Source organism: Actinacidiphila sp. bgisy145, assembly GCF_057708125.1.
In genome coordinates this window covers 71,534-83,994 of sequence record NZ_JBYIRL010000030.1, presented here as the reverse complement: position 1 = coordinate 83,994, position 12,461 = coordinate 71,534, and the positions used below count along the sequence as shown (strand labels likewise).

14 protein-coding genes are annotated in these 12,461 nt (G+C 72.6%); 5 read left to right on the top strand and 9 right to left on the bottom strand.

Translation table 11 applies throughout. The features are described from left to right. Positions 1–6: 6 nt before the first annotated feature. From ispF to AC3ERT_RS25520, 3 genes are all read right to left on the bottom strand, one after another. Complete coding sequence (ispF, locus tag AC3ERT_RS25530; RefSeq protein ID WP_435177006.1) at positions 7–579, bottom strand: 2-C-methyl-D-erythritol 2,4-cyclodiphosphate synthase; 573 nt, start codon at positions 577–579, stop codon at positions 7–9. Next, a complete protein-coding gene (gene ispD, locus AC3ERT_RS25525; protein WP_435177046.1) occupies positions 569–1,288 on the bottom strand; it encodes a 2-C-methyl-D-erythritol 4-phosphate cytidylyltransferase in 720 nt (239 codons plus the stop codon). The genes ispF and ispD overlap by 11 nt, the downstream gene beginning before the upstream one ends. Before the next feature lie 285 nt (positions 1,289–1,573). Next, a complete protein-coding gene (locus AC3ERT_RS25520) occupies positions 1,574–2,056 on the bottom strand; it encodes a CarD family transcriptional regulator (RefSeq protein ID WP_103889522.1) in 483 nt (160 codons plus the stop codon). A 462-nt stretch (positions 2,057–2,518) separates the two neighbouring features. On the opposite strand from AC3ERT_RS25520, the gene AC3ERT_RS25515 reads away from it, so the two are divergent. Beyond that, positions 2,519–3,160, top strand: a complete 642-nt coding sequence (locus AC3ERT_RS25515) for a DUF461 domain-containing protein (RefSeq protein WP_435177004.1) — start codon at positions 2,519–2,521, stop codon at positions 3,158–3,160. 92 nt (positions 3,161–3,252) lie between these two features. Here the strand turns inward: AC3ERT_RS25515 and phoP are convergent, their stop codons facing one another. Together phoP and phoR are read right to left on the bottom strand one after the other, a co-directional pair. Continuing rightward, positions 3,253–3,933 carry a two-component system response regulator PhoP gene (gene phoP / locus AC3ERT_RS25510; protein ID WP_031525271.1) on the bottom strand — a complete coding sequence of 227 codons (681 nt, stop codon included), beginning with the start codon at positions 3,931–3,933 and terminating at the stop codon, positions 3,253–3,255. Next, entirely contained in the window at positions 3,930–5,282 is a 1,353-nt protein-coding gene (phoR, locus tag AC3ERT_RS25505) for a two-component system sensor histidine kinase PhoR (protein ID WP_435132706.1), read from the bottom strand. Before phoR ends, phoP begins: the two co-directional genes overlap by 4 nt. A gap of 222 nt (positions 5,283–5,504) precedes the next feature. Here phoR and phoU point away from each other — a divergent pair, with 222 nt between their 5' ends. Together phoU and AC3ERT_RS25495 are read left to right on the top strand one after the other, a co-directional pair. Then, positions 5,505–6,182, top strand: a complete 678-nt coding sequence (phoU, locus tag AC3ERT_RS25500; RefSeq protein WP_335981302.1) for a phosphate signaling complex protein PhoU — start codon at positions 5,505–5,507, stop codon at positions 6,180–6,182. 251 nt (positions 6,183–6,433) lie between these two features. Beyond that, complete coding sequence (locus AC3ERT_RS25495) at positions 6,434–6,607, top strand: hypothetical protein (protein ID WP_335981300.1); 174 nt, start codon at positions 6,434–6,436, stop codon at positions 6,605–6,607. A 123-nt stretch (positions 6,608–6,730) separates the two neighbouring features. Here AC3ERT_RS25495 and AC3ERT_RS25490 read toward each other — a convergent pair whose 3' ends face one another. Next, the gene (locus AC3ERT_RS25490) at positions 6,731–7,240 is read right to left on the bottom strand and encodes a MarR family winged helix-turn-helix transcriptional regulator (protein ID WP_335981298.1); all 510 of its coding nucleotides are present in this window, start codon (positions 7,238–7,240) and stop codon (positions 6,731–6,733) included. A 184-nt stretch (positions 7,241–7,424) separates the two neighbouring features. Between AC3ERT_RS25490 and AC3ERT_RS25485 the strand changes: the two genes are divergently transcribed. Further along, on the top strand, positions 7,425–8,414 hold the full coding sequence (locus AC3ERT_RS25485) for an alpha/beta hydrolase (RefSeq protein WP_335981296.1): 990 nt from the start codon (positions 7,425–7,427) through the stop codon (positions 8,412–8,414). Between the two features lie 81 nt (positions 8,415–8,495). Here AC3ERT_RS25485 and AC3ERT_RS25480 read toward each other — a convergent pair whose 3' ends face one another. From AC3ERT_RS25480 to mshA, 3 genes are all read right to left on the bottom strand, one after another. Next, positions 8,496–9,251 carry a phosphoglyceromutase gene (locus tag AC3ERT_RS25480; protein WP_335981295.1) on the bottom strand — a complete coding sequence of 252 codons (756 nt, stop codon included), beginning with the start codon at positions 9,249–9,251 and terminating at the stop codon, positions 8,496–8,498. Between the two features lie 102 nt (positions 9,252–9,353). Continuing rightward, entirely contained in the window at positions 9,354–9,950 is a 597-nt protein-coding gene (locus AC3ERT_RS25475; RefSeq protein ID WP_435177001.1) for a type III secretion system chaperone family protein, read from the bottom strand. Continuing rightward, on the bottom strand, positions 9,943–11,283 hold the full coding sequence (mshA, locus tag AC3ERT_RS25470) for a D-inositol-3-phosphate glycosyltransferase (protein WP_435132814.1): 1,341 nt from the start codon (positions 11,281–11,283) through the stop codon (positions 9,943–9,945). Before mshA ends, AC3ERT_RS25475 begins: the two co-directional genes overlap by 8 nt. Positions 11,284–11,485: 202 nt before the next feature. Between mshA and AC3ERT_RS25465 the strand changes: the two genes are divergently transcribed. Next, positions 11,486–12,289: a class I SAM-dependent methyltransferase gene (locus AC3ERT_RS25465; RefSeq protein WP_335981289.1), complete on the top strand. Its 804-nt coding sequence runs from the start codon at positions 11,486–11,488 to the stop codon at positions 12,287–12,289. The last annotated feature ends 172 nt before the right edge of the window (positions 12,290–12,461 follow it).

The following is a 12,461-nucleotide window of genomic DNA, read 5'->3' as shown; positions in this document are numbered from 1 at the left end:
CGGTCGTCAGGGCGCGGCCGGACCGGAGCGGACCACCAGCGCGGTCGCGATCGCGGCGAGCCCCTCGCCCCGGCCGGTGAAGCCCAGCCCGTCGGAGGTGGCCGCGCTGACGAAGACCGGCGCGCCCACGGCGGCGGCCAGCACCTGCTGCGCCTCGTCGCGCCGCTTGCCGATCTTGGGCCGCTTGCCGACCACCTGGACGGCGACGTTGCCGACCGTGAAGCCCGCGGCGCGTACGATCCGCGCGGCCTCGGCCAGCAGCGCCGTCCCGGAGGCGCCCGCCCACTCCAGCCGCCCGGTGCCGAAGTGCGCGCCGAGGTCGCCCAGGCCCGCCGCGGAGAACAGCGCGTTGCAGGCGGCGTGCGCGACCACGTCGGCGTCGGAGTGCCCGGCCAGCCCGCTGCCCTCGCCCTCCCACTTCAGGCCCGCGCACCACAGCTCGCGGCCCTCCTCGAAGGCGTGGATGTCGGTGCCGATGCCGACCTGCGGCAGCGGCGGCAGCCCGCCCGCGTACGCTCCCGGGCCGGCAGCCGGCTCGGGAGCCGGCTGCGCGCCGGGGGTGTGCTGTTCAGCAGTCATGGCCACTCCTGCGGGCGAGTACGGCCTCGGCGAGCACGAGGTCGAGCGGGCGGGTCACCTTGAACGCCTCCTCGTGTCCGGGCACCACCACGACCGGCAGGCCCAGCTGCTCGACCATGCTCGCGTCGTCGGTCACGTCCTGGGTGACGGTGGCGTGCGCCTTGGCGAGCACCGCGCGGTCGAACCCCTGCGGGGTCTGCACCGCCCGCAGCAGGGCGCGCTGCGGGGTGCCGGTGACCGCGCCGGTCTCCGGCTCGACGCTCTTGACGGTGTCGGCCAGCGGCAGGCCGGGGACGACGGCCGGGGCGCCGGCGCGCACCGCCTCGACCACGCCCTCGACGGTCTCGACCGGCACCAGGGGGCGGGCCGCGTCATGGACCAGCACCACGTCGACGTCGTCGGGCAGTCCGGCCAGACCGAGCCGCACCGAGTCCTGGCGGGTCTCGCCGCCGGGGACGACGGTGACAGTGGTCACACCGGACGCGCCGGACGCGCCGGCCAGTTCGTGGGCGTCGAGCAGCGCCCGGACCTCGGCCGCGCCGTCGGGCGGGGCGACCACCACGATGACCTGCACCGCACGGGCCGCGGCCAGTGCGCGGACGGCATGGACGAGCATCGGCACCCCGCCCAGGGTGCGCAGCGCCTTGGGCGCGCCGGGGCCGAGCCGGACGCCACGTCCGGCGGCGGGAATGACAGCGGCGGTACGCAGGTTTGTGTCCTTGTGTCAGATGGGTATCGCACTCAGAGTGCCGGGAACGGTGTTCCTCCGGACCCCTTCCGTGACCCCCGGGGGACCTTCGTGGCCACGGCACGACGGGCATGCGGCGGTATCAGCATGCCGCAGCACCCGGTCGTCCTGCTCAACCGGGTGCCGCGGCAGGTCCCCCGACGGTGGCCGGGGGGTGCGTCTGCGTAAGTCGGTACGTCACATGGGGCGGCGTGGGGTCTCACACCGGCAAGGACGCGACACGAGAACGTCCGAAAAGGGACGGTCTTACGACGCGAGGACCTCGTCGAGCAGCGTCTCGGCCTTGTCCTCGTTGGTGTTCTCGGCCAGTGCGAGTTCGCTGACCAGGATCTGGCGCGCCTTGGCGAGCATCCGCTTCTCGCCCGCCGACAGGCCGCGCTCGCGCTCACGGCGCCACAGGTCGCGGACGACCTCGGCGACCTTGATGACGTCGCCGGACGCCAGCTTCTCGAGATTTGCCTTGTAGCGGCGGGACCAGTTGGTGGGCTCCTCGGTGTACGGCGCGCGGAGCACCTCGAAGACCCGGTCCAAACCGTCCTGACCGACCACGTCGCGTACGCCGACGAACTCCGCATTGTCCGCGGGCACACGTACCGTCAAGTCGCCCTGGGCGACCTTGAGCACCAAGTAGGTCTTGTCCACGCCTTTGATCTGGCGAATTTCGATCGCTTCGATCAGCGCGGCCCCGTGATGGGGATAGACCACGGTGTCGCCAACCTTGAACGTCATGTGACAGGTACCCCTTCCGTGGCTATCCAGGGTAACACGGGAACGGCGTCTTCTGAATGGCGTTTCCGCAGGTCAGGGCATATCTCGGGGCTTGACAACCGCCCCCGGAACGTGCTGGAGGGGGCGTCGCCGACCGGGTATCCGCAGGTCGGAGCGGGTATACGCGGGGGGCGAAACGTGCCCGTTACGACCCCGAACAGCTCCGAACGCGGGTCGATACGTCCCGATTTGTCACTCCTACAGGAGTGCGTCACCGCTACGCCGTTCGGGCCGACGGCCGGTTACCGGCCGTCCGAAGATCGAATTTTGCCCGATCATGGAAAAGGCCCGCGGCACCCGTCCGGGCGCTCCGGTAATCAACCCGCCCTAATGGCGGGGCCGGTGCGCGGCCCAGCGCATGTCCTCGGTAATGTAAGGCCGCTGGAAGATCTTCCGTACCCTGCCCAAGGAGATGCCGCCGCCGTGGTCCGCAGCATCCGTCGCGGCGCTGTCGCCGCTGTACTCGCGCTCTCGATCGCGCCCCTCGCCGCCGCGTGCGCGGCCGGAACCGACGCGCAGACGCTGGGGGTCCACCCGGACAGCGACGCCGGGTCGACAGGCGATGTGAAGGTGCAGAACGCCTTCGTGCTCACCGACCCGAGCGGCCCGGCGACCGTCACCGCCCGCCTGTTCAACAACGGCTCCCACGCCCAGACCCTGCAGTCCGTGCAGATCGCGGGCACCACGATGGCCCAGCTGAAGGGCCAGCACGGGGGGTCGACGATCAGCGTGCCGGCGCACGGCAGCGTGCTGCTGGGCGGCAAGGGCAACGCGGCCGCGGTGCTGCCGGGCACCGGCGAGTCGCTGCGGGACGGCGACGTCCAGAACGCGGTGTTCTCCTTCAGCTCCGCCGGCGCGGTGAAGATGCAGGTCAACGTGACGCCGGCGAGCAGCTACTTCGCGCCGTACGGGCCCGGCTCGCTGCCCACCACCGCGGTGCCGACCACCCCGACGACTCCGGCCACGCCGAAGACACCGAAGTCCCCGTCGACCCCCACCACCGGCACGTCCTCCGGTACGTCGGGCACGTCAAGCACGTCCGGCACCTCGGGCAGCAGCTCGTAAGGCGTACGCAGGCATGAGTAAGGGGCTCGGCACCTGGTGTCGAGCCCCTTACCGTTGCGCGGGCCGCGCCCGTACAGAGGCGGCGGGCCGGCTTACGGCTCGAACTTGTAGCCCAGGCCCCGGACCGTCACCAGGTAGCGCGGCGCGCCCGGGTCCGGCTCGATCTTCGCCCGCAGCCGCTTGACGTGGACATCGAGGGTCTTGGTGTCGCCGACGTAGTCCGCGCCCCAGACCCGGTCGATGAGCTGCATCCGGGTCAGCACCCGCCCGGCGTTGCGCAGCAGCATCTCCAGCAGGTCGAACTCCTTCAGCGGGAGGTCCACCTTGCCGCCGCCGACGGTGACCACGTGCCGGTCCACGTCCATCCGGACCGGCCCGGCCTCCAGGGCCGCCGGCGAGATCTCCTCCGGCTCGCCGCGGCGGCGCAGCACCGCGCGGATGCGGGCGACCAGTTCGCGGGAGGAGAACGGCTTGGTCACGTAGTCGTCGGCACCTATCTCCAGGCCGACGACCTTGTCGATCTCGCTGTCCTTGGCGGTGACCATGATCACCGGGACGTTGGACTTGAGCCGGAGCTGGCGGCAGACCTCGGTGCCGGGCAGGCCGGGCAGCATCAGGTCGAGCAGTACCAGGTCGGCGCCGTTGCGCTCGAACTCGTCCAGCGCGTCGGGCCCGGTCGCGGAGATCGCGACCTCGAAGCCCTCCTTGCGGAGCATGTACGACAGCGCGTCGCTGAAGGACTCTTCGTCCTCTACGACGAGTACGCGGGTCACGGGAGGACCTCCGGGGCGGGGATGTGTTCGGGGAGGGTCTGGAGGAGCTTGTCGTCCGTCGGCTCTTCGACGTCGTCGTACTGCTCGTCCGGGTCGGCGCGCTCGGATGGGTCGGAGCGGTCCGGCTGGTCGGGGCGGCGGCCGGCGCGGTCGGAGCGGTCCGACCCTGCGCCCGCCTCCGGGGAACGGCCGCGGGCTGCCTCGGGCAGGCGCAGCGTGAAGGTGGAGCCCTGTCCCTCGACGCTCCACACCGTGACCTCCCCGCCGTGCGAGGCGGCCACGTGCTTGACGATGGACAGGCCGAGACCGGTGCCGCCGGTGGCCCGCGAGCGCGCCGGGTCGACCCGGTAGAAGCGCTCGAAGACCCGCTCGCGGTCCCGCTCGGAGATGCCGATGCCCTGGTCGGTGACGGAGATCTCGATCCGGTCGCCGCCGGAGGCGGTGATCCTGCGGCCGGCGATGCCGACCCTGGTGCGGGCCGGGCTGTAGTTGACGGCGTTCTCGACGAGGTTGCCGAGAGCGGCGGCGAGCTGGCCCCGGTTCCCCCAGATGTACAGGTCGGGGGTGGTGCCGGTGGCCATGGTGATCTGCTTGGAGTTGGCGGGCTGCCGGCAGCGGTCGACCGCCTCGGCGACGAGGTCGTCCACGGCGACCGGCTCGGCGTCGACGAGGGCGTTGTCGTCCTGGACCCGGGACAGGTCGATGATCTCCTGCACCAGGCTGGTCAGCCGGGTGGCCTCGATCTGCATCCGGCCGGCGAAGCGGTTGACCGCCTCGGGGTCGTCGGACGCGTCCATCACCGCTTCGGAGAGCAGCGACAGGGCGCCGACCGGGGTCTTCAGCTCGTGGCTGACGTTCGCCACGAAGTCGCGGCGCACCGCCTCGATACGGCGCGCCTCGGTCAGGTCCTCCACCAGCAGCAGCACCAGCCGGGAGCCCAGCGGGGCGACCCGGGCGGAGACCGCCAGCCCTTCGCCCCGCCCGGCGCCGCGACGCGGCAGGTCGAGCTCGACCTGCCGTATCTCGCCGTCCCTGCGGGTCTCGCGGGCCATCTGGAGCATCTGGTCGACGGCCAGCCGGCCGCCTCTGACCAGTCCGAGGGCGTACGCCGCCGAGCTGGCCTTGACCACGGTGTCGCCCTCGTCGAGGACGACGGCGGAGGAGCGGAGCACGGACAGGACGGTGTCCACGCCCGGGGGGAGTACAGCGGTCATGTTGTCGGTCCGTAGCGCTTTACGGGTGGGACGGGCCTGTTCCCGCTCGCTCCACCGGAACGCGAGTACGGCGCTGGCGCCGGTCAGGAGACCGGCTATCGCGCTGGCTGCGGCCACTGCCGCGTTCACGTCCACGTCTACAGGTTAGGTGGCCTGTTCAATTGCTTTACAACCCTCGGAGCGAGCTCTCGGATGTACGTTGCCAAGAGTTCACCTTGACGAGGGTCTGGATTCACCTGCGATGCGCGGCCGGTACGCGTACGGCCATCAGCGTGTGAGCGTGGAGGAGAAGCCTCTCTTTTGAGCACACGTTTCGGCCACGGCATGTGTGCCCTCGGCCTGTACGGAAGGAAAGCGATGCGGGACGCATACCACGAGGAGCTGGACTCGATCGGTGACGGGCTGGTCGAGATGGCCCGGCTCGTCGGGTCCGCGATAGGCCGGGCCACCACCGCGATGCTGGACGCGGACCTGAAGGTCGCCGAGAGCGTGATCGCCGCGGACGAGAAGGTCGACGACCTCCAGCGGGAGCTGGAGAACCGCGCGATCACGCTGCTCGCCCGGCAGCAGCCGGTCGCCACCGACCTGCGGATCGTCGTGACCAGCCTGCGGATGAGCGCCGACCTGGAGCGCTCCGGCGACCTGGCCCGGCACGTGGCCAAGCTCACCCGGCTGCGCTTCCCGGAGACGGTCGTGCCCCGGGACCTGCACAGCACCATCCTGGAGATGGGCCAGCTCGCCCAGCGGCTGATGGCGAAGGCCGCCGAGGTGATCATCACCAAGGACGTCGACGACGCGCTCCAACTGGAGGCGGACGACGACCGCATGGACGAGCTGCACCGCACGCTCTTCCAGCACCTCCTGGACGACCGCTGGAAGCACGGCATCGAGACCGCGGTCGACGTCACCCTGGTCGGCCGGTACTACGAGCGGTTCGCCGACCACGCGGTGTCGGTAGCCAAGCGCGTCGTCTACCTGGTGACGGGCGAGCACGCGGACGAGCTGAGCCCGACGCCGAGCGCCGACGGCGCGTAACGCCGGCCCGGGTTCGCCCGGCTCGGGTTCGCCCGTACGGGGGACGGGTGCGCGGGGGACGAGCGGGTGGGCGGGCCGGAGAGTGCGCGGGGAGAGGTTCGCGGAGGGGGTCGGGACATGCCTCGGGAGGGCCTCGGGCAGGGGGCGCGCGAGGCGTGGGCGCGTTGCCCGGGATGCCCTCGTGCGCCCTTGAAACACCGGTACGCGCCGGGTTCACTGGTGGTCAGGCCAGCCTGAGGAGGGTGTCACCGATGCCGCAGTCCCCCACTCCACCGCCCGCCCGCGACCTCGACCACCGCACGCCGGGCGCGGCGCCGCCACTGCGCACCCCGCTGCCCCTGGTCGCCGCCTGCGGCTGCGGTTCGGGCTGCGGCTGCGGCTGCCAGTCCGGCAGCCCCTGCCAGTGCAGCGGCTGCTCCCACTAGTTCCGACAGCTTCCCCGGCTCCCGCGAGAGCGCGCGCCCGGTTCGCACCGCCGAACGGGCAGCACGGGCCCCGCCTGGGCGACCAGGCGGGGCCCGCGTGCTTCGGTCCCGGCGGGTCCGGCGTCAGCCGCGCGCCACGTTGGCGGTCAGCCGCCTCAGCAGCTCCTTGATCTGCGCGGTCTCCGCCGCGTCGAGCCCCATCGCGCCGCTCATCGCGACCGGCACCCCGGCGGCCCGCTCGCGCAGCCGCACGCCCTCGGCGGTGAGGGAGACCGTCACCGAGCGCTCGTCGTCGGGACGCCGCTCGCGCCGCACCAGGCCGTTGGCCTCCAGCCGCTTCAGCAGCGGGGTCAAGGTGCCGTAGTCGAGTTGGAGCGCGGCGCCGAGTTCCTTGACCGCCACGGCTTCGTGCTCCCAGAGCACCAGCATCACCAGATACTGGGGGTAGGTCAGCCCGAGGGAGTCGAGCAGCGGCCGGTAGCGCGCGGTGACGGCGCGGGAGGCCGCGTAGAGGGCGAAGCACAGCTGGTCGTCGAGGAGCAGGGTCGCGGGCGCGGCTTCCGCGGCCGATTCCGCCGCCCGTTCGGCGGCGTCGCTCACCGCGGCCGCCGCCTGCATGTCGCTGTTGGCCATCGCGTCTCCTCCGTTGATCTCGCGGCCCCAGGCTACTGCTCGGCACGCAGCCGATGACAGAGCACACCATTCACCTTGCCACGATCGAACATCACACACTTAACTTGTGCACTAGGCAATCGTGTCGTATCTTCTTGCTTGCAAGGTTCCGCAGAGGACGGGGCCCGAACCGCAGGAGTACGCCATGACCACCACACCCGCCGCGGGCGCCAGCGACTACACCCCCGAGGCGCCGGTGCTCGAACCGGCCGCCGCGGCCTTCGCCGAGGCCACCTCCAAGCCGCCATTCCTCTACCAGCTGCCGCCGGCCGAGGGCCGCGCCGCCGTGGACGAGGTGCAGTCCGGCGACACCCCTAAGCTCGCGGTCGACGAGGAGTGGGTGACCGTGCAGGGCGGCCCGACCGGCAGCGTGCGGGCCCGCATCGTCCGCCCGCAGGGCGCCAAGGGCCAGCTCCCGGTGATCCTCTACATCCACGGCGCCGGCTGGGTGTTCGGCAACGCCCACACCCACGACCGGCTGGTGCGCGAACTGGCCGTCGGGGCCGGCGCCGCCGTGGTCTTCCCCGAGTACGACCGCTCACCCGAGGCGCGCTACCCCGTCGCCATCGAGCAGAACTACACCGTCGCCCGCTGGATCGGCACCGACGGCACCGGCCACGGCCTGGACCCGGCCCGGATCGCGGTGGCCGGCGACTCGGTCGGCGGCAACATGGCCGCGGCCCTCACCCTCCAGGCCAAGGAGCGCGGGGACGTCCGGCTGCGCCAGCAGGTCCTCTTCTACCCGGTCACCGACGCCTCTTTCGACACCGCCTCCTACCACCAGTTCGCCGAGGGCTACTTCCTCGCCCGCGAGGGGATGAAGTGGTTCTGGGACCAGTACACGACCAGCGAGGCGGAGCGCGCCGAGATCACCGCGTCGCCGCTGCGGGCCACCACCGAGCAGCTCACCGGCCTGCCCCCGGCCCTGGTCATCACCGGCGAGGCCGACGTGCTGCGCGACGAGGGCGAGGCGTACGCGAACAAGCTGCGCGCCGCCGGCGTCCCGGTCACCGCCGTCCGCTACCAGGGCGTCATCCACGACTTCGTGATGGTCGACGCCCTGCGCGGGACCCACGCCGCCGAGGCCGCGATCACTCTGGCCGCCACCACCCTCCGCACCGCCCTCCACGCCTGACGCCGAACTGTGTCCCCCTCACACAGGAAAGCCCCCGCCCCGCGGACGTATCCGCGGGGCGGGGGCTTTCGGGGCGAGGGGTTACTTCTTGCCCTGGTTCTTGACCGCTTCGATGGCGGCGGAGGCCGCGTCCGGGTCGAGGTAGGTGCCGCCGGGGGTGACCGGGCGGAAGTCGGCGTCGAGGTCGTAGGCGAGGGGGATGCCCGTGGGGATGTTCAGGCCCGCGATGTCGGCGTCGGAGATGCCGTCGAGGTGCTTGACCAGGGCGCGCAGCGAGTTGCCGTGGGCGACGACGAGCACGGTCCGGCCGGTGCGCAGGTCCGGGACGATGCCGTCGTACCAGTACGGGAGCATCCGCTCGACGACGTCCTTGAGGCACTCGGTGCGGGGCCGCAGCTCCGGGGGGATGCCGGCGTAGCGCGGGTCGTCGGACTGGGAGAACTCGGCGCCGTCGGCGAGCACCGGCGGCGGGGTGTCGTAGGAGCGGCGCCACAGCATGAACTGCTCCTCGCCGAACTCCGCGAGGGTCTGTGCCTTGTCCTTGCCCTGGAGCGCGCCGTAGTGCCGCTCGTTCAGCCGCCAGGAGCGCCGCACCGGCACCCAGAGCCGGTCGGCTGCTTCCAGGGCGAGCTGCGAGGTGCGGATCGCGCGCTTGAGCAGGGAGGTGTGCAGCACGTCGGGCAGCAGACCGGCGTCCTTGAGCAGCTCACCGCCCCGGACCGCCTCCTTCTCGCCCTTGTCGTTGAGGTTGACGTCCACCCAGCCGGTGAAGAGGTTCTTCGCGTTCCACTCGCTCTCGCCGTGGCGGAGGAGGATCAGCTTGTACGCAGCAGCCATGCCTCCGAGCGTAATGGAGGCCGGGCGGCACCCTTCGACCGCCTCGGCCGCCCGAGCCGCGACGACCTCCGTCCGCCGCCCGCCGTACAGCTACGGTTACGGCTACGGCTCCCGTGACGGCTCCGGCTCGGTGAGGTGGGCGAACGCGTCGAGGTTGCGGGTGGACTCCCCGCGGGAGACCCGCCACGCGTACTCCTTGCGGATCGCCGACGCGAAGCCGAGTTCGAGCAGCACGTTGAAGGGGCCGTCGGCGTTCTCCAGGACCGCGCCGAGCAGCCGGTCCACCTCGTCGGGGGTGACCGCGGCCAGCGGGAGCCGGCCGGTGAGGTAGACGTCGCCGAGCCGGTCGACGGCGTACGCGACGCCGTACGTGCGGAGGTTGCGCTCCAGCAGCCAGCGGTGGAAGGCGTCGTGGTTCTCGTCGGGGTGGCGGATCACGAACGCGTTCAGGGAGAGGGTGTGCTCGCCCACGATGAGCTGAGTGGTCGTCGCCAGCTTGCGGGTGCCCGGGAGTTGGGTGACATAGGTGCCCGGGCGGGGCGACTCCCACGGGAGTTCGGCCTCGCGCAGCGCCTGCTCCACCGCCGCACGGGCGCGGGCGGCGGGCGAGGACGGCTCGGGGGGCTCGGACCGTTCGGGGCGGCCGGACTGGTCGGGCCGGTCGGAACGCTGGGGCGGCTCGGGGGAAGCGTCAGCCATGCGCCGATCGTAGGTGACGGCGGTACTCCTGCTGCGCTGCCGCGTACACCTCGGCCGTGTCCGCCGCCGCCGCGCCCCACCCGAACCCGCGGGCGTGCCGGGCCGCGGCCGCGCCGAGGCGGTCGGCCAGGTGCGGGTCGTCCACGAACCGCCGCAGCGCCTCCGCGTAGTCCCGAGGGTCGTGCCCGGGGACGAGGAAACCGGTACTGCCGTCGGCGACCGCGACCGGCAGCCCGCCGACCGACGCGGCGACCACCGGGGTGCCGCACGCCTGCGCCTCGATCGCGACCAGCCCGAACGACTCGCTGTAGGACGGCATGACCAGCACGGTCGCCGCGCGGTACCAGTCCGCGAGCTGCTCCTGCCCGACCGGCGGCCGGAAGCGTACGACGTCGCACACCCCGAGCCGAGCGGCCAGCTTGTGCAGCGCCTCGGGTTTGGCCAGCCCGCTGCCGCTGGGGCCGCCGACGATGGGCACCACCAGCCGTTCGCGCAGCGACGGGTCGCGCTCCAGCAGCACCGCGGCCGCGCGGACCAGGACGTCCGGCGCCTTCAGCGGCTGTATCCGGCCGGCGAAGAGCGGGATCACCGCGTCCTGCGGCAGGCCGAGCCGCTGCCGGGCGGCGGCCCGCCCGCCGGGCTCGGGCCGGAAGCGGTCGAGGTTCACCCCGGGGTGGACGACGGCGACCTTCGCGGGCTCCGCGTCGTAGTGCCGCACGAGCTCGGCGGCCTCCTCGTCGGTGTTCGCGATCAGCCGGTCCGCGGCCGCCACCACCTGCGTCTCGCCGATCACCCGGGCGGTCGGCTCGGGCGCGTCCTCGTCGGCCAGCGCCGCGTTCTTCACCTTGGCCATGGTGTGCATGGCGTGCACCAGCGGCACGCCCCAGCGCTCGGCGGCCAGCCAGCCGACGTGGCCGGAGAGCCAGTAGTGGGAGTGCACCAGGTCGTAGTGGCCCGGGCGGTGGCCGGCCCACGCCTGCATCACGCCGTGGGTGAACGCACAGAGCTGCGCGGGCAGGTCCTCCTTGGCGAGTCCCTCGTACGGGCCCGCGTCCACGTGGCGCACCAGGACGCCGGGGGCCAGCTCGACCGCCGCGGGCGCGTCGCCGGTGGTGGCCCGGGTGAAGATCTCGACCTCGATGTCCCGCTCGGCCAGCCGCCGGGCCAGCTCCACGATGTACACGTTCATTCCGCCGGCGTCGCCGGTGCCCGGTTGGTGCAGGGGCGAGGTGTGCACGCTCAGCATCGCCACCCGCCGCACCCGGCGCCCGCCGGTCCACCGCTTGTGGAGGGCTCCCCTGCGGGCGGCGAGCCGTGACGTCTGCGTGGTCACCATGCGATCCTTCCGGCAGCCGTACGTATGTCGTCAACCCCCGACAACATCGGAACGCCCGGTTCCATTTCCGATCATGGGAACCGATGTCCGGTCGTTACTTGGGGGCCGTCCCGGCATCCCGCCTTCCCGACTTCTGCGCCTTCCCCGTCTTCCCGCCCCGCCCGGACCCTGCACGTGCACACCGCTCTACGCTCTTTTCATGAGCGGCGGGCGCGTGAGCGGCACGGTGGGCACGGTGACCAGGGGCACCACCAACCCCAACCGGCTGCGCCGCATGGACCGCTGGATCGCCGCCACCCTCGCCCGGGAGCTGCGCGGCGCCGCCGACCCGCTCGCCGTCGACCTCGGATACGGCGCGGCGCCCTGGACCGCCGTGGAGCTGCTGGCCCGGCTGCGGCAGGTGCGGCCGGCTGCCGAGGTGGTCGGCTTCGAGATCGACCCCGCCCGGGTCACCGCGGCACTCCCCTATGTCCGCGACGGCCTGACCTTCCGGCACGGCGGCTTCGAACTGCCGCTGCCGGCCGGCCGCCGTCCGCTGCTGATCCGCGCGGCGAACGTCCTGCGCCAGTACGACGAGGCCGACGTGGCGGGGGTGTGGGAGGCGCTACGGGCCCGGCTGGCGCCCGGCGGCCTGCTCGTCGAGGGCACCTGCGACGAGATCGGGCGGCGGCACGTCTGGGTCGCGCTCGGCCCCGAAGGCCCCCGCAGCCTCACCTTCGCGACCCGGCTCGGCTCGCTGCACCGGCCGTCCGACCTGGCGGAACGGCTGCCGAAGGCGCTCATCCACCGCAATGTGCCGGGCGAGCCGGTCCACGCCTTCCTCACGGCGTTCGACCGCGCCTGGGCCACTGCGGCGCCGCTGTCCGCGCTGGGCGCCCGGCAGCGGTGGATCAGGGCGGTGCGGGACCTGCGGGAGCAGGGGTGGCCGGTGCTGGACGGGCCCGGGCGGTGGCGGCAGGGGGAGGTCACGGTGGCATGGGAGTCGGTGGCGCCGGGCGGGTGAACAGGCGGGTCATCGGCTGGGCGCGGGGGCGCCTGAACGGGCCCTGCGCGGGCGGTGCGGGTGCGGGTGCGGGGAGCCTGCATGGCGGGGCGGGCCGTCCCGAGGAGCCGCGTGGACCCGGAACAGGGTCGCGTTCGCCACACGGTTGCACCTGGCACGCGTGACCTTGGTC

Coding starts and splice junctions, on each gene's coding strand:
- ispF (WP_435177006.1), bottom strand. CDS start 579: ATGACTGCTGAACAGCACACCCCCGGCGCGCAGCCGGCTCCCGAGCCG.
- AC3ERT_RS25520 (WP_103889522.1), bottom strand. CDS start 2,056: ATGACGTTCAAGGTTGGCGACACCGTGGTCTATCCCCATCACGGGGCC.
- phoU (WP_335981302.1), top strand. CDS start 5,505: ATGCGGGACGCATACCACGAGGAGCTGGACTCGATCGGTGACGGGCTG.
- AC3ERT_RS25495 (WP_335981300.1), top strand. CDS start 6,434: ATGCCGCAGTCCCCCACTCCACCGCCCGCCCGCGACCTCGACCACCGC.
- AC3ERT_RS25490 (WP_335981298.1), bottom strand. CDS start 7,240: ATGGCCAACAGCGACATGCAGGCGGCGGCCGCGGTGAGCGACGCCGCC.
- AC3ERT_RS25485 (WP_335981296.1), top strand. CDS start 7,425: ATGACCACCACACCCGCCGCGGGCGCCAGCGACTACACCCCCGAGGCG.
- AC3ERT_RS25480 (WP_335981295.1), bottom strand. CDS start 9,251: ATGGCTGCTGCGTACAAGCTGATCCTCCTCCGCCACGGCGAGAGCGAG.
- AC3ERT_RS25475 (WP_435177001.1), bottom strand. CDS start 9,950: ATGGCTGACGCTTCCCCCGAGCCGCCCCAGCGTTCCGACCGGCCCGAC.
- AC3ERT_RS25465 (WP_335981289.1), top strand. CDS start 11,486: ATGAGCGGCGGGCGCGTGAGCGGCACGGTGGGCACGGTGACCAGGGGC.